Genomic DNA, 19,659 nt, shown 5'->3' with positions numbered 1-19,659 from the left:
GGGGGGGGGGGGGGGGGGGGGGGGGGGGGGGGGGGGGGGGGGGGGGGGGGGGGGGGGGGGGGGGGGGGGGGGGGGGCCCGCCCCCCCCCCCCCCCCCCCCCCCCCCCCCCACGGCTCCGGCCTGAAGCAATCTGCGCGATACTGCCGCCCCTTCATCTGCACCCGGCGGCTACATGCGCGGACTTCTGGATTTCAGCTCGTGGTCGGGGCTGTTCACGACACTGGCCGGCCTGTTGCTGATGACGCTGCTGATGGTCGGGGTGCGGCTGGTCTTCATGCAGACCATGCAACGCAAGCGCGAGCGCGAGAACCGCCAGATCAACGAGCGCTTGAAGACCCTGATCGCGGCCTACAAGGTGCTCGGCGGCTCGTTCACCGGTGAGCTTGCAGTGGATCCTGCGCATCTGCGTGATCTGCGCCGCCTGGCCGAATCGGGTGAGGAGCCGGACATGGAGTCGGATGCCGCCGGGCGCCGCCGCCGCATCCGCGATGCGGTCGAAGCCGCGCTGTCGGATGTGATCCTGCTGGGCACCGAGGAACAGATGCGCCTGGCCGCTGCCGCCGCCAGCGACATGGTCGCAGGGCGCCAGGTCGAAACCTCGAAGCTGGTGGCCTCGCTGCGCGACTTCATCCGCCAGGCGCTGGATCTGGCCCCGGTGCCGGCGGACCTTGCCATTCCCGATCAGGGACCGATGCGGGTGGTGGTCAGTGGTGGCGCCAAGCGCGGCAGCGATGGCGGCCGTGCTGCCGCCGGTGGCAGCCGTGGGGGTGCAGGCGGTGGTGGCGCGGCAGGCGGTGCCGGCATGGGAATGGGCATGGGCGCAGCGGCCGGGGGCGGCGGCGATTCCCCGCTGGAACCCGGTGCCTGAGCTGCGCCGGATCGTGTCACTGCGGGTTGCCGGTACCACGCATCAAACCGGTCCGGCCGATGTGGGCAGGTCTGTTTGAACAGCCGGGTCTGAGCGGATTGATTTGAGCAGGCCTCAGCCGGCGATGTAGTTCTGCAACTGTTCGATTTCGCGCGCCTGCGAATCGATCACGGCCTTGACCAGATCCCCGATCGACAACACCCCGACCACGATGCCATCCTCGACCACCGGCAGATGCCGCACGCGGTTGTCGGTGATGGTGCGCATGCACTGGTCCAGCGTGGTCACGGGCTGCACCGTGATGACCGGCGAGGACATGATCTCGGCGACCTTGGTGGTCTTGGATGAGCGGTCCTTCAGGATCACGTTCCGGGCGTAGTCGCGCTCGGAAATGATGCCGACCAGCGCGTCGCCGTCCATCACCAGCACCGCACCGATGCCGCGCTGCGCCATTTCCCGGATCGCGTCCAGCACCGAGTCATCCGGCGCCACGTGGTAGATCCCGGGCCCCTTGCCCTGCAACAGATGGCCTGCATTGCGCATGACAACCTCCGCTCAAGAAATGGCCATCCGAGTCTAGCCCGGGCCCGCAGCGACCGCCACCGCGCCGGCCCCGTCGCGCCGCACACAGTAGAATCAGCGGCTCCTTTTTCATTGTCTGGTGCCGCGTGTCGATCCATCTGTTGCCTGAAACCCTGATCGACCAGATCGCCGCCGGCGAAGTGGTGGAAAGGCCGGCGTCGGCGGTGAAGGAGCTGGTCGAGAACGCGCTGGATGCCGGTGCCACGCGCGTCGACGTGGAACTGGAAGAAGGTGGTATCCGCCTGATCCGCATCCGCGACAACGGGGGCGGCATCGCGAAGCAGGAACTGGCGCTGGCGCTGTCGCGCCACGCCACCAGCAAGATCGCCTCGCTCGAGGATCTGGAGGCGGTGGCGACGATGGGTTTCCGTGGCGAAGCGCTGCCCTCGATCGCCTCGGTTTCGCATTTTTCGATCACCTCGCGCACCGCTGCCGCCGAGCACGCGTTCCGCATCGAATGCGAAGGCGGAAAACTGGGTGAGCCGATGCCGGCGCAGCATCCGGTCGGCACCACGGTGGAAGTGCGCGATCTGTTCTTCAACGTGCCGGCGCGCCGGCGTTTCCTGCGCACCGAACGCACCGAGTTCGGGCATATCGAGGAGTTGCTGCGCGGTCTGGCGCTGGCGCGGATGGATGTTGAATTCCGGCTTTCGCACAACGGAAAGGTGGTACGTGCTTGGCGCGCGTCGGGTACGCAGGAAGAGTTCCTGCGCCGGCTGGGTGAAACCCTGGGCACGGAGTTTCCGCGCCAGAGCCTGTATCTGGACGAGGCTGCCGCCGGCTTTCGCCTGAGTGGCTGGGTCGGCTTGCCGACCGCCGCGCGTTCGCAGGCCGACCAGCAGTATTTCTACGTCAACCGCCGTCTGGTGCGCGATCGCGTCGTTGCGCATGCGGTGCGCCAGGGTTATGCCGATGTGCTGTTCCATGGCCGGCATCCGGCCTATGTGCTGTTCCTGGAAATGGACCCGCAGCGGGTTGATGTGAATGTGCATCCGGCCAAGAGCGAGGTGCGTTTCCGCGATTCGCGCCTGCTGCATGATTTCCTCTACCGCACGCTGCACCACGCGCTGGCCGAAACCCGTGCCGGCGCGATCACGTCGGATCCGCAGCGCCTGCCGGGGCAGGGCGAGGTGGCGGGTTCGATGCCGGTGACAAACGCTGCGTCGGGCATGCTGTCGCATCCGCTTTCCGGTCATTCGGCACCGGCACCGTTCGCGGGGCAGGCGCCACTGCGGCTCCAGGTGCGTGAGCAGTTGGGTGCCTATGCCGCGCTGTACGGCAGCGCGCGCACGGCTTCCGAACCTGCGCCGGATCCTTCCGGAGCCGACGCGCAGGTGCCGCCACTGGGTTATGCGCTGGCGCAGTTGCACGGCATCTTCGTACTGGCGGAAAACGCCGACGGCCTGATCATCGTGGACATGCACGCCGCACACGAACGCATCAGCTACGAGCGCCTGAAACTGGCGCAGGACGGCGAGGGCATCCGCGCGCTGCCGCTGCTGGTGCCGTTGTCGCTGGCGGTCAGCGAACGCGAGGCCGGCGCCGCTGAAAACTTCACCGCGGAACTGGCCGAACTGGGTTTCGAGATCGACCGCAGCGGCCCGCAGAACCTGACGATCCGTGCCATTCCGGCACTGCTGGAAGGCGTCGATGCGCGCCAGCTGGCGCTGGACGTGCTGGCCGATCTGATCGAACACGGCAGCACCCGCCGTATTCAGGAACAGCGCAACGAACTGCTCGGCACCATGGCCTGCCACGCCTCGGTGCGCGCCAACCGTCGCCTCACGCTGCCGGAAATGAACGCACTGCTGCGCGATATGGAAGCCACCGAACGCTCCGGGCAGTGCAATCACGGCCGCCCGACCTGGGTGCAGCTGGACAAGGCGCAGCTGGACAGGTTGTTCCTGCGGGGGCGTTGAGTCGCCCGCAGGCCGGCACAGATATCCGCACGGCATCGGCTGATGCCCGTTGGTTCTTTCCAGGCTTTGCGGAAACTGCCATCGTGGCGCGCTGCGGCGCGGTCGCAAACCTTTTCCCGGACAACGGAGATCAAACCGATGCGATGCCTGCTTGCAGCCTGTCTGACGCTGTTGATGGCGCTTCCCGCCCACGCCGAGTCCTCGTCGTACGAACAGCAGATCGAGCGCCAGCGGCAGGCACGCGAAGAAGGTTTGAAACACCCGCTGGGCTGGCTGTCGCTGGTCGGCCTGCACTGGATCGAGCCGGGCCGGCACACGCTGGGAAGCGCACCGGACAACCACATCGTGCTGGCGGTCGGGCCGGCGCATCTGGGCACGCTGGAACTGGCCGATGGTGTGCTGCGGCTGGAGCCTGCTACCGGTGCGGCTTTTCTGGTCGATGGTGCGGCTGCCGATGCCGCCTTCCAGTTGCACCCGGACAGCAGCGGCACGCCGACGCGGATCACCTTCGACCAAGGGCGCAGCGGCTTCAATCTGATCGAGCGTGATGGCCGTTTCGCGTTGCGGGTGCGCGATTCGCAGGCGCGGGGACTGCACGAGTTCGCCGGGCTGGATTTCTACCCGGTGGATGCGGACTGGCGGCTGGAAGCGCGTTTCGAACCGCATCCGCAAGGCCGCACCATCGATATCGCCAATGTGGTCAACCAGTTGCAGCCGATGCCGAATCCGGGCGCCGTGGTGTTCGAACGCGATGGCCGCAGCCATCGGCTCGAAGCGATCGGCAACGGTGACGGCAGCCTGTTCCTGATCCTGGCTGACCGCACCTCGGGCCGTGACACCTACGGCGCCGGCCGTTTCCTTGATGCCGCCGCGCCACGCGACGGCAAGGTGACGGTGGATTTCAACCTGGCCTACAACCCGCCCTGCGCCTTCAATGACTACTCGACTTGCCCGTTGCCGCCGCCGGAAAACCGGCTGGAACTGGCGGTGACGGCCGGCGAGAAGAAGTATCAGGAGCCGGGTGGACCGCTGTCGCCAGTGTCCGAAAGCGGAGCGAGGTAGCGCCGCGTCTTCATCTGCGCGCGTTGCTCACACCAGCCCGATCAGCAAGCGTCCGCGGAACGAGGCGCCGACGACCACGAACAGCACCGACAGCAACGTCACGAACGCGATCCTGCGCGCCAGCGCCGGCAGTGTTTCCGGGCGCAGCTGCGGAATGATGCGCAGCCGCGCGTCCAGCGCAGTGAGCAGGGTCAGCACCAGCAGCGCGAATTTCAGCGCGAGCAGCCGCGCATGCGGCGTATCCAGCGCCAGCCAGTATTCCGGCCCGGGCAGCAACAACCAGCCCATCCACACCCCGGTCACAAGTTGCAGCAGCAGCGCTGGCATGCCGATGCGTTCGTAAACCGATTCGAACGCCAGCACCCGCGCCGGATCGTGCGCCTTCAAGGCACCGGGCAACACCGCCAGCGCCAGCACCAGATGCCCGCCGGTCCAGACCGTGGCACCCAGCAGATGCAGCAACAGCAATGTCGAATACATGGCGGACCTGCGTACCGGCAGCGGTGGCTGTCAGTGTGAAGGCGGGCACGGAACGCCTGCATTGATCCGCATCAACCCGGATCGTGATCGACGCAGCAGACAACCAGGTAGCCGGGTACCAAGTAGCTCGAGTACCAAGTAGCCCGGGTAAGGCCACAGGCCGCACCCGGGTGTGGCTTTCCCGATGATCCTGGCCTTGTGCGCGGCTGCTGATTCCGACCCCGGGTGCGGCCTGTGGCCTTACCCGGGCTCCTGGCTACAGGTACGAGACAACCCACTGCTGCTCGACCTGCCAGACGTCACCGGTATTGCGAAGCTGGCATGCAGCCATCGCGCCGTGCGGGTTCGGTCCGAAGCTTGCCAGTACGAAGGCCGTGCCGCGCTCGTGATCGTAGCCGGGTGGCCAGAAGGAGATGAAGAACTTGTTGTACCGCCCCAGGTGCCAGTCCTTCCCTGGCGGTTTGATGCGAACCGGAATGCCGGGTATCACAATGTTGGCAGGCGGCTTCCAGTTTCCGTCCAGACGGGTGTGAAGGTGCTCGAGTGCTGAGCTGATCGTGCCCCAATTGGCGTCACGCAGCTGGCTCTGCAAATAACGTGGTGGCGTGTGGCGGCCGGAGTTCTCGCCTTCCGGGAGGATAAATACGTTTTCCGGGTCCGGGTCGCTGGTGTGGTTCGCGGAGGCATCCTGATAGATGGCGCTTGCACATGCGCTCAGGACATCACCATCCGGAAGCGCGGTGGATGCGTAGGCCTGCGTGCAGGCGATGTTCAGCAGCAGAACGCTGATGAGAATCCGGGCTTTCATCGGGCCAAGGTCCGAATGCTGATGGGCAGGCGGTTGTTGGCGGAATGGATCATCTTTCCGGCAACTCCAGCAACTGCGGGTCCAGCCGTGTGCTGAACCAGGTCAGGCCCCAGTGCAGATGCGGGCCGGTGGCGCGGCCGGTGGCGCCGACCTGGCCGATGCTCTGGCCACGTTCCACGTGCTGGCCCGGTTCCACATCGAGGCGCGACAGGTGCAGGAAGTTGGAACCGACGCCGTGGCCGTGGTCGATCAGTACGGTGCCGCCGGTGAGGTAGAGGTCGGGCTCGGCGAAGACCACCACGCCTGCGGCCGGAGCGCGGATCGGGGTGCCTTGCGGCGCGGCGATGTCGGTGCCCGAATGCGGCGATCCCGGCTTGCCGTTGTAGACACGCTGGCGCCCGAAACGACCGCTGATGCGGCCTTCGAGCGGCCAGATGAAACCCTGGAACACATCGCTGCGGGCATCGTCGCGGTTGCGCTGGGCGGCGACGGCGGCCTGTTCGCGTGCGATGCGGGCGGCGATCTCCGGCGGTGGATCAATGGTGGCCGGCGGCACGCCACTGACACGTTCCACCGGCCAGTCGCGTTTTTTCACCGCCACGTCGACGCGCTCGTGGCGGCCATCGGGCCGTTGCACATCGATGCGCGCATCGCGGCTTTCATCGCGCCCGATACCGAACACGAAGCGCCCATCCGGTGCCACGCGCAGCGCCTTGCCGTGCAGCGTCACCTTGCTGCCGGGCGCAGTCTGGCCGAACACCAGCGTGCCCTGCTGCACCGCTTCGGGCAGGGTGGTGTGCGTGGAAGTGCCGCCGTTCGTCCCGGCGATTTCCCCCGCCGCCGGCAGGGGAACCAGAACGAGTAGGCTCAAGGCCAACGCCAGTTGCCGCCAGCGCCTCACCGTGCGAACTCCAGCCGCTGGCCGTGGGGTTCGCTGACCAGACGCGCGCCGTCCCAGGCCAACTCGCCGTTGACGAAGGTGGCGCAAATGGAGGACGAAAAGCGCATGCCCTCGAACGGTGACCAGCCGCATTTGCTGAGCACATCGGCGCGTTCCACCGTGTGCGGGCTGTCCATGTCCACCAGCACCAGATCGGCGAAATAGCCTTCGCGCAGAAAGCCGCGCCGCGCCACATCGAACAGCTGCGCCGGCGCATGCGCGAACTTCTGCACCACCTGGGCCAGACCGAGCCGGCCTTCGTGCACCAGTTCCAGTGCCGCCAGCAGTGCGTCCTGCACCAGCGGCAGGCCGGACGGGGCGTTGAGGTAGGGGCGCTGCTTTTCCTCCAGTGCGTGTGGGGCGTGGTCGGTGGCCAGCACGTCGATCACGTCGTTGGCGAGCGCGGCGATCAGAGCGTCGCGGTCGGCGGCGTCCTTGATCGCCGGGTTGCACTTGATGAAGTTGCCCAGCTGCGCGTAGTCCTCGCGCGCAAAACGCAGGAAATGGATGCAGGTTTCGGCGGTGATGCGCTTGCGCAGGCGGCCGTCGCCATCCAGCAGCGGGCCGGCTTCGAACAGCGCCAGTTCGTCGGCCGTGCTGATATGCAGCACGTGCAGCCGGGTGCCGTGTTTTTTGGCGAGCGAAACCGCCAGCTGCGAGGACTTCAGGCAGGCTTCGCGCGAACGGATGTCCGGGTGCATCGACACCGGCACCTCGTCGCCGAAACGCGCCCGCGCCTGCGCTTGCAAGGCGTCGATCGTCGGGGTGTCTTCGCAGTGGGTGATGATCGGTGTCGGGGCCTCGCGGAAGATCGCGTCCAGCGTGTCAGGATCGTCCACCAGCATGTTGCCGGTGGACGCGCCCATGAATACCTTGATGCCCGGCGCGGTTCTCGGATCGAGCCTGCGGATCGCATCGAGGTTGTCGTTGCTGGCACCCAGATAGAAACCGAAGTTGGCTCGGCAACGGCCGGCGGCGCGGCGGTATTTGTCTTCCAGCGCGGCGGCGTCGAGCGTCGGCGGAATCGTATTGGGCATATCCATCACCGTGGTGATGCCGCCGGCCACCGCCGCAGCCGATTCGCTGGCCAGATCACCCTTGTGGGTCAGGCCCGGTTCGCGGAAGTGCACCTGGTCATCAATCATGCCCGGCAGCAGCCAGCGCCCGTGCGCATCCAGCACCTGTTCGCCGGGGCGGGCCGTCAGGCCGCTGCCGATCTGTTCGATCCGCGCCCCGACGATGCGCAGATCGCCCTCCCGTTCGCGCCCTTCGTTGATCATGCGGGCGTTCTTGATCAGCCAATGGGACATCGCGGCAGGCTCCGGGAAAGGGGTGCCCATGATAGCGGCTGCATCTTGCCGGGATATCGGAATGTCGGATGTCGGGCATCGCTGCGCTCAGCCCGACCTATGTGGGGTTGCAGGGCGCAGGATGCGCATAGGTTGGCGGTGAGCGCAGCGAACCCCAACGTCATGGGGTCAAGTCACCGCCTCTCAGCTGATTACGCCCAATTCCCGCCCCACCTTGATGAACGCATTGATCGCGGTGTCCAGGTGTTCGCGGGTGTGGGCGGCGCTCATCTGGGTGCGGATGCGGGCCTGGCCCTGCGGTACCACCGGGAAGAAGAAGCCGATCGCGTAAATGCCTTCCTCCAGCAGCCGTGCGGCGAATTTCTGCGCCAGCGGCGCGTCATACAGCATCACCGGGCAGATCGGATGGTTGCCGGGTTTCAGGTCAAAACCGGCGGCGGTCATCCGCTCGCGGAAGAAGGCGGTGTTTTCGACCAGCTTCTCGCGCAGTTCGCCGGCCTCGTCGAGCATGTCGAACACTTCGGTGCCGGCCGCCACCACATGCGGCGGCAGCGAGTTGGAGAACAGGTAAGGGCGCGAGCGTTGGCGCAGCATCTCGACGACCTCGCGCTTGGCCGTGGTGAAGCCGCCCAGCGCGCCGCCCAGCGCCTTGCCTAGGGTGCCAGTGATGATGTCGATCTTGTCGAGCACGCCCTTGACTTCGGCCGAGCCGCGGCCGGTGGCGCCGATGAAGCCGGTGGCATGGCATTCGTCGATATGCACCAGCGCGTCGTACTTTTCCGCCAGCGCGGTGATCTCATCGAGCGGCGCGACGAAGCCGTCCATCGAGAACACGCCATCGGTGGTGATCATGATGGTGCGCACGCCATCGGCGCGGGCCTGCTTGAGCTGGGTTTCCAGATCGGCCATGTCGCAGTTGGCGTAGCGATAGCGTTTGGCTTTGCACAGGCGCACGCCGTCGATGATCGAGGCGTGGTTGAGCGAGTCGGAAATGATCGCGTCTTCCGGTCCCAGCAGCGGCTCGAACAGGCCGCCGTTGGCATCGAAGCAGGCCGCGTACAGGATGGTGTCCTCGGTGCCGAAGAACTGCGCGATCCGTGCTTCCAGCTGCTTGTGCAGATCCTGCGTGCCGCAGATGAATCGCACCGACGCCATGCCGAAACCGTGCGTATCCAGCGCCTGCTTCGCTGCGTCGATGACACGCGGATGATCGGCCAGGCCAAGGTAGTTGTTGGCGCAGAAGTTCAGCACCTGGCGGCCGTCCTCCAGCGTGATCTGCGCCGACTGCGGCGAAACGATCACGTGTTCGGTCTTGTACAGGCCGTCGCGCTGGATCGAGGCGAGTTCGTCGGTGTAGCGATGGGTCAGGGACATCGGGCGGCTCCTGCAAGCAAAGGTTGGCGGTGGCGATCAGGCTGTGGCGCGCAGGCAACACCTGCCTGCACACGTAGCGGGATCGCATAAATTTTGTGGCATGCTACTTGGTCCAATGAATGATATGAGCACACACAGCCGATGAGTTCCGCCCCTGCCACCGTCAACGCCCGCGTCTTTCCGCGCGGCGGCCTGGATATCCTTTCCCGCCACGAAGTCAGCCGTCTGCATGACGCCTCCAGCGGCGGTCTGCATGAATTGCTGCGGCGCTGCGCGCTGGCGGTGCTGACCTCCGGCAGCGCCTCGGACGATCCGCGTGCGGCACTGGTGCGCTACCCGGATTTCGATATCCAGGTGCAGCAGCAGGATCGCGGCATCAAGCTGGAATTGAGCAATGCGCCGGCCGAGGCCTTCGTCGACGGCAAGATCATCCTGGGTGTGGCCGAGCTGCTGTTCGCGGTGGTGCGCGATGTGGCTTATGTCTCCACGGAGATCCAGGGCAGCGACGCCTTTGATCTGACCGATTCGGAAGGCATCACCAGCGCCGTGTTCGAAATCCTGCGCAACGCGCGCGTGCTGCGCTCGCATGTGGATCCGAACATGGTGGTGTGCTGGGGCGGCCATTCCATCAATCGTGAGGAATACCTCTACACCAAATCGGTCGGCTACCAGCTCGGCCTGCGCGCGATGGACATCTGCACCGGCTGCGGCCCGGGCGCGATGAAGGGCCCGATGAAGGGTGCCACGATTGCGCATGCCAAGCAGCGTCGCATCAACAACCGCTATATCGGCATCACCGAGCCGGGCATCATCGCGGCCGAATCGCCGAACCCGATCGTCAACGAACTGGTCATCATGCCGGACATCGAAAAGCGCCTGGAGGCCTTCGTGCGGGTCGGCCACGGCATCATCGTGTTCCCCGGCGGCGTCGGCACGGCCGAGGAAATCCTCTATCTGCTGGGAATCCTGCTGCATCCGGAAAACGCCGGCATCCCGTTCCCGCTGGTGTTCACCGGCCCACGCAGCGCAGCCGCGTACTTCGAGCAGATCGACCGCTTCCTGCGACTGACGCTGGGCGAATCGGTGGCGCAGCATTACCGCATCATCATCGAAGACCCGCGCGAGGTCGCGATCCACATGCAGCGCAGTTTCGAGCGCGTGCGCCATTACCGGATGGAGATCAAGGACGCCTTCTTCTTCAACTGGTCGCTGCGCATCCAGTCCGAGTTCCAGCACCCGTTCATGCCCACGCACGAAAACATGCTGAAACTGCGCCTGCACCGCGATCAGCCGGCCCATCTGCTGGCCGCCGACCTGCGCCGCGCCTTCTCCGGCATCGTCGCGGGCAACGTCAAGGAAGAGGGTATGCGCGCGATTGAACAGCACGGCCCCTTCGTGATCGATGGCGAGCCGGACATCATGCGCTCGCTTGATGCCCTGCTGCGCGATTTCGTCGCACAGAACCGCATGAAAATGTCCGGCGACTACAAGCCCTGCTATCGACTGGTGGCCTGAGCGGCCAGCTCAATTGCGTTCTTCCGGCTCGGGAGCCCGGGGTGAGTCAGGACACCCCGGTGCCGGATCGTCTTCAACCCACCGCCACTTTCACCGCCAGGTCGCGCAGCGGTGCCACCAGCAGGATGCGGGCCAGCAGGATCGCGAGCGTGAACAGCAGCGGTGACAGGTCGAAGCCGCCCAGCGCCGGCAACGCGCGGCGGATCGGGCGCAGCACCGGTTCGGTCAACTGCATCAGCAACGGCACCACTGGATGTCCGCTGCCACCGCCGACCCAGCTCAGGATCACGCGCGCCAGCACCAGCCAGAAATACAGTGTCAGCAGCAGCCCGAGCGTTTCGGCCAGGCCCAGCAGCACGATCGCCAGTGGCGCCAGCGGCAGGCGCGCCAGCCCCAGCAGCAGCGCGGCTTTCAGCATCAGCGCCAGCAGCACCACCAGCGCGCCGGCCAGGTCGATGCGTCGCCACGGCTTGATCCAGCGGCGCAGCGGCACCAGCACCGGATTGGTCAGACGGTACAGCCCCTGGCAGATCGGGTTGTGGAAGTTGGCGCCGACCCATTGCAGCAGCACGCGCAGTACGAAGATCAGCGCGACCACGCCGAAAAGGATGTCGATCAGCAGCGTCGCGGCATCGGTGAGATAGGGCATGGTCAGTCGCCGGCCTGGGCTGAAAGCTGCGCGCCACGCTGTGCCGCTGCCTGCAGGGCGCGCAGCACGATGGCGTTGAAATCATCGGCGACGAAGCTTTCCAGCGCGGCCTGGGTGGTGCCGCCGGGCGAGGTCACGCGGCTGCGCAGGGTGCCGGCGTCTTCGCCGGATTCGGCCAGCATCCGGCCCGCGCCCAGACAGGTCTGCGTGGCCAGTGCGCGTGCCGCGGCTTCCGGCAGACCCAGCTGCATCGCGGCAGCCTGCATCGCTTCGGCCAGCAGGAAGACATAGGCCGGGCCGCTGCCCGACAGCGCGGTGACGATGTCCATCTGCGCTTCGTCCTCGACCCAGACGCCGATGCCGACCGCGCCCAGCACGGTATCGGCCAGCAGCCGCTGCGCCATGTCCACGCGCGCATTGGCGAACAGCCCGGTGGCGCCGGCGCCGAGCAGGGCGGGCGTGTTCGGCATTGCGCGCACCACCGCGCGTTCGCCGCCCAGCCACGTATCCAGCTGCGCCACGGTGATGCCGGCGGCGATCGAGACCGCGACCGCATCCGCAGGAAATTCCGGTGCCAATGCCTGACAGACCTCGCGCATGGATTGCGGTTTGACTGCCAGCAGCACCAGCGCCGCATCGCGGACCGCCTCGGCCGGCGTGGCCACGGTGGCAATTGAAAAATCCGCAGCCAGCCCGGCGCGCACGGCTTCCAGCGGATCGGCCACGACGATGCGTTGCGGCGCGATGCCCTGGCTGATCAGGCCGCCGATCAGGCTGCGGCCCATGTTGCCGCCGCCGATGAAGGCGATGCGGCCGTTGCTGGGGAGGGAGGATGTTGAAACGTTCATGATGATGCGAAGCAATCCGTGAATTGGAGAATGACACCGGCACCGGGCCGGCGATGAAGATTCAGCGCGCCAGTTTCCAGGCCAGCGGCAGCGCCAGTACGGCCAGCAGCACTTCCCAGGCACCGGTGTTCAACTGCCACCAGGTCCATGCCAGTTGCGGGCCGGTGAGCCACAGCGCCTGATGCGGCAGGATCGCGAAACCCACGCCGATATTGGCCGAGCCGACGACGAAGATCCCGGCCAGGATCGACAGCATTGTCGTCGCCACCGCAACGCCGGCGCGATGCCGGCCGGCGGCAAGTCCGGCCAGGCGCAGCAGCAGCGCGGCATCGATCGCCGCGACCAGCGCCATCCAGCCGCAGGGGCCGCGCAAAGCCAGGCTAACGCCGGCCCAGATCGCGGCTACGCCGGCGATGGCGACGAGCGCGGTGAAAGCGGCGAGCATATGGGTGCTGAAGGTAGTGGAAGTCACGCAGGGCCGTGGCGCGGAGCGGGTGCAGTAGAATAGCCGGTCACGGTCCCGAGTCCGACGCGAGCGCATCGCTGTGTGCCGGCGCCGCACTTTTTTGCCATCCGCGTCACCTGCGACGCGCAACGAGTGATCCACCCCATGTACAGCCGCAGCAGCGAACCGGTCAAATTCGAACGCGATTGCGAGGCCGTGATGGTCCCGCAGGGCGACGAGGTGACCTTGCCGGCCGGCAGCGTCGGTTACATCACCCAGGCGCTGGGCGGCAGCTTCACGGTGTTTGTCGAAGGTAATCTGTTCCGCATCGCCGGCGTCGATGCCGATGCCCTCGGCAAGGAGCCGCCGGAACCGATCGAACTGCCGGACAACGCCACCGACGAGGACATCGAAAAACTCGCCTGGCAGCAGATGCGTACCTGCTTTGATCCGGAAATCCCGGTCAACATCGTCGAGCTGGGCCTGGTCTACAGCTGCCAGATCAGCCATGGGGACGACGGCTCGCGTCGCATCGCGGTGACGATGACGCTGACCGCACCGGGCTGCGGCATGGGCGACATCCTCGTGCAGGACGTGACCGACAAGCTGGAAATGATCCCGACCGTGGTCGAAGCCGATGTCGAGCTGGTGTTCGATCCGCCGTGGAACCAGGGCATGATGTCCGAAGCTGCACGGCTGGAAACCGGCATGATGTAAACCGCCCCTGTAGCCTGCGCTTACCCGGGCTACATGTGGTTTGTTCGCGAGGGGCGGTTTTCACGCGGCGGCGGTTCAATACGGCAGGTGCGGGTTCGTGGGTTTGCGGGCGAGGTGGAGCGCGAGTGCGGCTTCCGCGTCGTCGTCCAGCGCGGCCGGCGGCAGCACGCCTTCATCCAACAGTTCCTTCAACAGGGCGACGGTGTCGAAACGCTGTTTGCTGCTGATGCGGCGCAGGAGGCGGGTGCTGGAGCGCTGCTTCAGCCATTCCACCAGTGCCTCCTGATGCTCGGGTGGCACCCGGCTGCTGATCAGGTAGAGGTCGGGGCGCAGGATGTCGGCCAGCAGCAGTTCGGCCAAGGCGGCGGCGAAGGCCTGTTTCTGTTCCGCAGTGAACAGGGCAGGGGGTTCCGGCGCGGCGTGCTGCAACACGGCTGGGACGTCACGGGCCTGGCGGCGAAGGAAGCAGGGGATATCCATGTATTCGCCTGCGGCCGGTACGGGAACCGCGCGCTGATACAGCAGCATGCCTTCAGGCTGCATATGCGGCACCGGCACGATCTGCGGCAGTTCCGCAGCTTTGTCAGCGTCCGCGCGTTCGTGTACCAACACAGCCTTGGTCTGCGCCGTGATCAGACCGTAGCGCAGCGCCACCGCTTCCTTGTCGCTGTCCGATGCGTGCGCGTACAGATGCTGGCCGGCCCAGGCGCGCAGCGCGGGATCGGGTTGCGGTAAGGTGAAGGTGATGGTCTGACGTGTGGCGAGTTGGCCATCGGGAGAACGCAACGTCAGCGTCAATTCGCGCGGTGGTGCGGTGGCATCGCAGCGTGCGATCAGCGTCAATGCGTCGCCCGGATAAACCCGCGGCGCCGGCAGTGGCCACACCTGCGGCGTGCCCCAGTCGGTATCGATCAGCAGCGGGCTGTGACGGGCGCGGCGAAGCTGGCGCACCACGGCGTCATCGATGGGTTCGGCCGGCATCGCGCGTTCCATCGTGGCGCCCGTGGCCTGCGACAGCGGCGCCAGTACATCGGCACCGGCGCTGCTGCCGACTGCGACGCTGAAGATGCGCACGCCGCCGGTTTGCGCACGCCGCGACACGCTTTCCAGTTGCTCGCTTGTCACGCCGCCATCGGTGACCAGGATGATGATCCTGTTTTCAGGCGGGCCGTCGAGCCGTTCCAGCGTGTCCAGCGCCGATTCCAGCGCCGCCGCCATTTCGGTGCCGCCGAGATTGGCATCGACGGTGTCGGCAAGGCGGTACAGGCTCTGGCGCACGAGTTCGCTGGCGCGCAACGGGCGGCGGAACATCGGATGCGGCCGGGTGCCGAACGGGATTACCTGAATGCGGTCCTGTTCACCGAGCAGATCAGCCACCGAGTGCAGCGCCTGGCGCGATTGCACGATCGCATCGCCGATCATCGAGCCCGAGCCGTCCAGCAGCAGGCAGATGTCGCGTGCTGGCTCAGGCGAACAATCATCGCGGGGTGCCAGCGCGGTGACCACGGCCAGGCAATCGTGGCGCTGGTTGGATCCGGCCGGCGTTTCGTCCTGCACCAGCATCGCGCGGGCCGGTGGCACTTCGGCCAGATCAAAGGCCAGCACCAGATCGCGGTCGAGCAGGGCGTTGTCCATCATCAGCTCGGCGCCGGCATCGGTGCGGTGATGGCGTACGCCGGCGAGGTTGCAGCGCACCGCGCAATCGGCGAGCAGGCCCGTGATGCGGATTTGCACACTGAGCGGATGCTCGACGGCGAAATCATGCTGAGGCGTGACCAGCGCATCGAGCCGGCTGCGGCCATAGCGCGGGCGGTGCACCAGTGGCAGACTGAAACGCGCACTGTAATCGGCCACGTTCAGCGCGGCGGCGAAGGTCAGCACGATTTCGCCGGATTCGTCGGGCAGCAGATTGCCCAGATTCACGCACAGCAGGCCGGGTTCGAGTTCTTCCAGCAACACGGCCGAATCGCCGTCGCTGATGGCGCCGTCATAACGCTGTTCGGCGCCGCGTGTCGGCAGCACCTGGGCGCTGAGATTGCGGCCGTTGAAACCGATCGTCGCGCTCATGCTGCAGAAGGCGGCATCCAGCGGCACCGGGAACGAATACACCGCTTCGATGGCGGTTTCCCCATGGTTTTTGAAGACGTGGCGCAGTTCGTAGGTGGCCAGCAGGTTGTGGATGCCGATCTGCAGATCGGTGTGCGCCAGCGGGATGGTGGCGTTGCGGTGGCGGCGGTCGCGGTGCGGGGCGATGATCATGCGGTTCTCCTGCTCGGGAAGTCAGTCGTCGGTGGGTGGCGGGCGCAGTTCGTCCAGCGCCGCGCGCACGCGCTGGAACAGCTGGCGGATCTGGCTCTGGGTCAGGCCGGCGCGCTCGGGTGCGACCGACAGTTCGATACCGTCGGCCACGATCAGGTGCGAACGCACTTCGATCGCACCAGGCCGGGCTGGCGCCAGTGGCGCTTCCTGCCGGGCCTGCAGCAGGCCGGCGATGGCATCCAGCGACAGGCCGCTCTCCTGCCACTGGCGGATGCGCAGCAGCGCGGCCAGATGCTCGGGCGTGTACCAGGCGCCGCGCCGTTCGCCATGTGGTGGCGGCAGCAGGCCCTTCTGGATGTAGAAGCGAATGGTGCGGCCGGGCACGCCGGACTGGTCGCTGAGTTGTTCGAGGGATAATTTCATATGGACACCATTAGTGTCGCAAATGGTGTTTCATAATTTCCCGTCCGTCAAGGCTTTATTTGTTGTTCTGAGGTGACGCAGCGCGTCTTTTGTTGTCGCCCAGCGGCAGAATTTCGCGCATTGTTGCGGTGCAGAACAGATTTCCGGGTTCGCTGATGTGTGCGGAAAGCCTGATGCCATGCGGTTTTTCCCGCGCAGTCGTGATGAAAATCACGTTCTGGTTGACAGTTTTTTTTCGCCATTGCTACGGTCCAGCCGCGCTTCCGCCTTGGGGACGGGTGGGCGCCACCATCCGATTCCGCATCCGCTGCATGCCGTCTGTGCAGTCGTGAAGCGGGGCGCGCGGTCACCGGGGGGAGGCCGTGGCAGGGGAGCTGGCAGTGCTGGATGCAGTGTCATTGGATGGGCGAAGGGAGACGCGATCCGGGCGTGCCGGATCACCCGTCCGACGACCTTTCCTTCCTAAAAATGGGGATGTTCAATCGTGCTTATCTGCAACTTCCGCCTGGCCAGGGCGAATGCGATGGCGCTTGCCGTCGCGCTGGCGTGTGCCGCACCGCTTGCCGGTGCCGATGAATTCGTGGCTTCAGGAGCCCGGCTCCAGACCTCGGCGCTGGAGGCCGATGGCCGCTACGACCGTTTCATCATCAAATTCCAGGACAGCGGCAATGCGCGCCTGTCCACCGCCCGCCGCAACGCGGCCTTCTCGCTGGCCGGCAGCCGCCACAATCTCCAGGTTTCCAGTCTGCGGCAATTGGCCGTGGGCGGTGAAGTGATCGAACTGGACCGCGCGCTGGATGCCACCCAGGCGCATGAGTTCATGCAGGATCTGGTCGAGCAGGGCGGCGTGGAATACGTCGAGGTGGATCGGCTCAACCAGATCCGCTTCGTGCCCAACGACACCCGCTACGGCGAGATGTGGCACTACTTTGAAAGCGTGGGCGGGCTCAATGTGCAGAACGCCTGGGATATTTCCACCGGCAGCGGCGTGGTGGTGGCGGTGCTGGATACCGGCATCACCAACCACAGCGATCTCAATGCCAACGTGGTAGCCGGCTACGACTTCATTTCCAGCACTTCGGTGGCTGGCGACGGCAATGGCCGCGACGCCGATCCGAGCGATCCGGGCGACTTCTCCGGCGGCTATTCCTCCAGTTGGCACGGCACCCATGTGGCCGGCACGGTGGCGGCGGTGGGCAACAACAACAAGGGCATCGCCGGGGTTGCCTTCGGCGCCAAGATCCAGCCGGTTCGCGTGCTCGGCCGTGGTGGCGGCTACGATTCGGACATCGCCGAGGCCATCGTCTGGTCATCGGGCGGCAACGTCAGCGGCGTGCCGGCCAATGCCACGCCAGCCAAGGTCATCAACCTGAGCCTGGGCGGCAGCGGTTCGTGCGGCAGCACCTTCCAGAACGCGATCAACAGCGCGGTGTCGCGTGGTTCGGTGGTGGTGATTGCGGCCGGCAACGACAATATGAACGTGTCCAACGCCTCGCCGGCCAACTGCAATAACGTCATCGCGGTGGCGGCCAATGACAAGGAAGGCAACCGTTCCTGGTATTCCAACTACGGCAATCTGATCGACGTGACCGCGCCGGGCGGTGAAACCTGCATCCCGAATGCATCACTGACTGCCTGCCAGACCGCGACCACGGCCAAGGGCGTGCTGTCCACGCTCAACAGCGGCAGCACCACGCCGGTGGCCGAAACCTACGCCTTCTACGACGGCACCTCGATGGCGACCCCGCATGTGGCCGGCGTCGCGGCATTGATGATCGCGGCCTCGCCCACCACACTGACTCCGGCGCAGATCGAAACCACGCTGAAGAACACCGCGCGTCCGCTGCCCGGCACCTGCAGCGGCGGTTGCGGTGCCGGCATCGTCGATGCCTATGCCGCAGTGTCGGCCGTGGCCGGCAGTGGGCCGGGCAATACGCCGCCGGTGGCGAACTTCAGCAGCACCGTGAACGGGCTGACGGTGAACTTCACCGACACCTCGACCGATGCCGACGGCAGCATCGCCTCGCGCAGCTGGAACTTCGGTGACGGCACCACGTCCAGCGCAGCCAACCCGAGCAAGACCTACGCTTCGGCCGGCAGCTACAACGTGACCCTGACCGTTACCGACAACCAGGGCGCCAGCCACAGCAAGAGCGCCACGGTGACGGTGGCTGCGAGTGGCGGCAGCGTGCTGGCCAACGGCGTGCAGGTCACCGGCATTTCCGGCGCGGCTTCCAGTGCCCAGTACTGGACGATCGAAGTGCCGGCCGGCGCGACCGATCTGAACATCACGATGTCCGGCGGCAGCGGTGATGCCGATCTGTACGTGCGTCGCGGTTCGGCTCCGACCACGTCCAGCTACGATTGCCGTCCGTATCGCGCCGGCAACAACGAGGGCTGCACCTTCGCCACGCCCACCGCCGGCACCTGGCATGTGATGGTGCGCGGCTACAGTGCGTTTTCCGGTGTTTCGCTGGTCGGCAGCTACTCGACCCAGGCCCCGAACACGCCGCCGGTGGCGAACTTCAGCAGCACGGTGAACGGGCTGACGGTGAACTTCACCGACACCTCGACCGATGCCGACGGCAGCATCGCCTCGCGCAGCTGGAACTTCGGCGACGGCACCACGTCCAGCGCAGCCAACCCGAGCAAGACCTACGCTTCGGCCGGCAGTTACAGCGTGACCCTGACCGTTACCGACAACCAGGGCGCCAGCCACAGCAAGAGCGCCACGGTAACGGTGGCGGCGAGTGGCGGCAGCGTGCTGGCCAACGGCGTGCCGGTGAGCGGCATTTCCGGCACGGCATCCGATGCTCAGTACTGGACGATCGAAGTGCCGGCCGGCGCAACCAATCTGAACATCACGATGTCCGGCGGCAGCGGTGATGCCGATCTGTACGTGCGTCGCGGTTCGGCCCCGACCACGTCCAGCTACGATTGCCGTCCGTATCGCGCCGGCAACAACGAGAGCTGCACCTTCGCCGCGCCCACCGCCGGCACCTGGCATGTGATGGTGCGTGGTTACAGCTCATTCTCCGGCGTGACCCTGACGGCCAGTTACACCGAGCCATCCGGCGGCGGCAATGTGTTGTCCAACGGCGTGCCGGTGAGCGGCATCTCTGGTACGGCCGGCAGCACGCAGTTCTGGACCATCGTGGTGCCCAGCGGCCGCAGCAGCCTGGAGATCTCGATGTCCGGCGGCAGTGGTGATGCGGATCTGTACGTGCGTCGCGGTTCGGCCCCGACCACGTCCAGCTACGATTGCCGTCCGTACCGTGTCGGCAACAACGAAGTCTGCACCTTCAATGCGCCCACGGCCGGGACGTACCACATCATGGTGCGCGGCTACAGCACGTTCTCCGGGGTGAACCTGGTGGGCAGCCACAACTGACCCCGGACCGCATGACCGGACAGGTCATGTGCCGATGCAAAACAACAAGCCCCGGCATGCCGGGGCTT

At 66.2% G+C, this 19,659-nt stretch carries 17 protein-coding genes; 6 read left to right on the top strand and 11 right to left on the bottom strand.

What is annotated here, in order from left to right; translation table 11 throughout:
* Positions 1-173: 173 nt before the first annotated feature.
* Positions 174-869, top strand: a complete 696-nt coding sequence (locus tag WDB66_RS07790; protein ID WP_339397973.1) for a hypothetical protein — start codon at positions 174-176, stop codon at positions 867-869.
* Between the two features lie 114 nt (positions 870-983).
* Here the strand turns inward: WDB66_RS07790 and WDB66_RS07785 are convergent, their stop codons facing one another.
* Positions 984-1,412, bottom strand: a complete 429-nt coding sequence (locus WDB66_RS07785; protein ID WP_339397972.1) for a CBS domain-containing protein — start codon at positions 1,410-1,412, stop codon at positions 984-986.
* A gap of 125 nt (positions 1,413-1,537) precedes the next feature.
* Between WDB66_RS07785 and mutL the strand changes: the two genes are divergently transcribed.
* Entirely contained in the window at positions 1,538-3,370 is a 1,833-nt protein-coding gene (gene mutL, locus WDB66_RS07780) for a DNA mismatch repair endonuclease MutL (RefSeq protein ID WP_339397971.1), read from the top strand.
* A gap of 138 nt (positions 3,371-3,508) precedes the next feature.
* Positions 3,509-4,432 (top strand): DUF1684 domain-containing protein, encoded by a 924-nt coding sequence (locus WDB66_RS07775; protein WP_339397970.1) that lies wholly within the window; start codon positions 3,509-3,511, stop codon positions 4,430-4,432.
* Between the two features lie 27 nt (positions 4,433-4,459).
* Here WDB66_RS07775 and WDB66_RS07770 read toward each other — a convergent pair whose 3' ends face one another.
* The 5 genes from WDB66_RS07770 to kbl all read right to left on the bottom strand — a co-directional run bounded on the left by WDB66_RS07770 (position 4,460) and on the right by kbl (position 9,344).
* On the bottom strand, positions 4,460-4,912 hold the full coding sequence (locus tag WDB66_RS07770; RefSeq protein WP_339397969.1) for a CopD family protein: 453 nt from the start codon (positions 4,910-4,912) through the stop codon (positions 4,460-4,462).
* A 256-nt stretch (positions 4,913-5,168) separates the two neighbouring features.
* On the bottom strand, positions 5,169-5,720 hold the full coding sequence (locus WDB66_RS07765; protein WP_339397968.1) for a hypothetical protein: 552 nt from the start codon (positions 5,718-5,720) through the stop codon (positions 5,169-5,171).
* A 49-nt stretch (positions 5,721-5,769) separates the two neighbouring features.
* The gene (locus WDB66_RS07760; RefSeq protein WP_339397967.1) at positions 5,770-6,591 is read right to left on the bottom strand and encodes a M23 family metallopeptidase; all 822 of its coding nucleotides are present in this window, start codon (positions 6,589-6,591) and stop codon (positions 5,770-5,772) included.
* A 26-nt stretch (positions 6,592-6,617) separates the two neighbouring features.
* Complete coding sequence (locus WDB66_RS07755; RefSeq protein ID WP_339397966.1) at positions 6,618-7,970, bottom strand: dihydroorotase; 1,353 nt, start codon at positions 7,968-7,970, stop codon at positions 6,618-6,620.
* A gap of 183 nt (positions 7,971-8,153) precedes the next feature.
* A complete protein-coding gene (gene kbl, locus WDB66_RS07750; protein WP_339397965.1) occupies positions 8,154-9,344 on the bottom strand; it encodes a glycine C-acetyltransferase in 1,191 nt (396 codons plus the stop codon).
* A 141-nt stretch (positions 9,345-9,485) separates the two neighbouring features.
* On the opposite strand from kbl, the gene ppnN reads away from it, so the two are divergent.
* Positions 9,486-10,859, top strand: coding sequence for a nucleotide 5'-monophosphate nucleosidase PpnN (gene ppnN / locus WDB66_RS07745; protein WP_339397964.1), 1,374 nt, complete (start codon positions 9,486-9,488; stop codon positions 10,857-10,859).
* 73 nt (positions 10,860-10,932) lie between these two features.
* On the opposite strand, the gene WDB66_RS07740 is transcribed toward ppnN, so the two are convergent.
* The 3 genes from WDB66_RS07740 to WDB66_RS07730 all read right to left on the bottom strand — a co-directional run bounded on the left by WDB66_RS07740 (position 10,933) and on the right by WDB66_RS07730 (position 12,801).
* Positions 10,933-11,508, bottom strand: coding sequence for a YggT family protein (locus tag WDB66_RS07740; protein WP_339397963.1), 576 nt, complete (start codon positions 11,506-11,508; stop codon positions 10,933-10,935).
* Positions 11,509-11,510: 2 nt separating this feature from the next.
* A complete protein-coding gene (proC, locus tag WDB66_RS07735; RefSeq protein ID WP_339397962.1) occupies positions 11,511-12,356 on the bottom strand; it encodes a pyrroline-5-carboxylate reductase in 846 nt (281 codons plus the stop codon).
* A 61-nt stretch (positions 12,357-12,417) separates the two neighbouring features.
* Complete coding sequence (locus tag WDB66_RS07730) at positions 12,418-12,801, bottom strand: hypothetical protein (protein WP_339397961.1); 384 nt, start codon at positions 12,799-12,801, stop codon at positions 12,418-12,420.
* Between the two features lie 165 nt (positions 12,802-12,966).
* Here WDB66_RS07730 and sufT point away from each other — a divergent pair, with 165 nt between their 5' ends.
* Positions 12,967-13,518, top strand: coding sequence for a putative Fe-S cluster assembly protein SufT (sufT, locus tag WDB66_RS07725; RefSeq protein WP_339397960.1), 552 nt, complete (start codon positions 12,967-12,969; stop codon positions 13,516-13,518).
* 75 nt (positions 13,519-13,593) lie between these two features.
* On the opposite strand, the gene WDB66_RS07720 is transcribed toward sufT, so the two are convergent.
* Together WDB66_RS07720 and WDB66_RS07715 are read right to left on the bottom strand one after the other, a co-directional pair.
* Entirely contained in the window at positions 13,594-15,777 is a 2,184-nt protein-coding gene (locus WDB66_RS07720; RefSeq protein ID WP_339397959.1) for a VIT domain-containing protein, read from the bottom strand.
* 21 nt (positions 15,778-15,798) lie between these two features.
* Positions 15,799-16,200 carry a MerR family transcriptional regulator gene (locus WDB66_RS07715; RefSeq protein ID WP_339397958.1) on the bottom strand — a complete coding sequence of 134 codons (402 nt, stop codon included), beginning with the start codon at positions 16,198-16,200 and terminating at the stop codon, positions 15,799-15,801.
* Positions 16,201-16,723: 523 nt separating this feature from the next.
* On the opposite strand from WDB66_RS07715, the gene WDB66_RS07710 reads away from it, so the two are divergent.
* Positions 16,724-19,591: a pre-peptidase C-terminal domain-containing protein gene (locus tag WDB66_RS07710; RefSeq protein ID WP_339397957.1), complete on the top strand. Its 2,868-nt coding sequence runs from the start codon at positions 16,724-16,726 to the stop codon at positions 19,589-19,591.
* Positions 19,592-19,659 lie beyond the last annotated feature (68 nt).

The sequence above is a fragment of the Denitratimonas organivorans genome (genome assembly GCF_037478135.1).
Classification (GTDB): domain Bacteria; phylum Pseudomonadota; class Gammaproteobacteria; order Xanthomonadales; family Xanthomonadaceae; genus Denitratimonas.
This window is presented reverse-complemented; position numbering and strand designations above follow the sequence as displayed.

Coding starts and splice junctions, on each gene's coding strand:
- WDB66_RS07790 (WP_339397973.1), top strand. CDS start 174: ATGCGCGGACTTCTGGATTTCAGCTCGTGGTCGGGGCTGTTCACGACA.
- WDB66_RS07785 (WP_339397972.1), bottom strand. CDS start 1,412: ATGCGCAATGCAGGCCATCTGTTGCAGGGCAAGGGGCCCGGGATCTAC.
- WDB66_RS07775 (WP_339397970.1), top strand. CDS start 3,509: ATGCGATGCCTGCTTGCAGCCTGTCTGACGCTGTTGATGGCGCTTCCC.
- WDB66_RS07770 (WP_339397969.1), bottom strand. CDS start 4,912: ATGTATTCGACATTGCTGTTGCTGCATCTGCTGGGTGCCACGGTCTGG.
- WDB66_RS07765 (WP_339397968.1), bottom strand. CDS start 5,720: ATGAAAGCCCGGATTCTCATCAGCGTTCTGCTGCTGAACATCGCCTGC.
- WDB66_RS07755 (WP_339397966.1), bottom strand. CDS start 7,970: ATGTCCCATTGGCTGATCAAGAACGCCCGCATGATCAACGAAGGGCGC.
- kbl (WP_339397965.1), bottom strand. CDS start 9,344: ATGTCCCTGACCCATCGCTACACCGACGAACTCGCCTCGATCCAGCGC.
- ppnN (WP_339397964.1), top strand. CDS start 9,486: ATGAGTTCCGCCCCTGCCACCGTCAACGCCCGCGTCTTTCCGCGCGGC.
- WDB66_RS07740 (WP_339397963.1), bottom strand. CDS start 11,508: ATGCCCTATCTCACCGATGCCGCGACGCTGCTGATCGACATCCTTTTC.
- proC (WP_339397962.1), bottom strand. CDS start 12,356: ATGAACGTTTCAACATCCTCCCTCCCCAGCAACGGCCGCATCGCCTTC.
- WDB66_RS07730 (WP_339397961.1), bottom strand. CDS start 12,801: ATGCTCGCCGCTTTCACCGCGCTCGTCGCCATCGCCGGCGTAGCCGCG.
- sufT (WP_339397960.1), top strand. CDS start 12,967: ATGTACAGCCGCAGCAGCGAACCGGTCAAATTCGAACGCGATTGCGAG.
- WDB66_RS07720 (WP_339397959.1), bottom strand. CDS start 15,777: ATGATCATCGCCCCGCACCGCGACCGCCGCCACCGCAACGCCACCATC.
- WDB66_RS07715 (WP_339397958.1), bottom strand. CDS start 16,200: ATGAAATTATCCCTCGAACAACTCAGCGACCAGTCCGGCGTGCCCGGC.
- WDB66_RS07710 (WP_339397957.1), top strand. CDS start 16,724: ATGGCGCTTGCCGTCGCGCTGGCGTGTGCCGCACCGCTTGCCGGTGCC.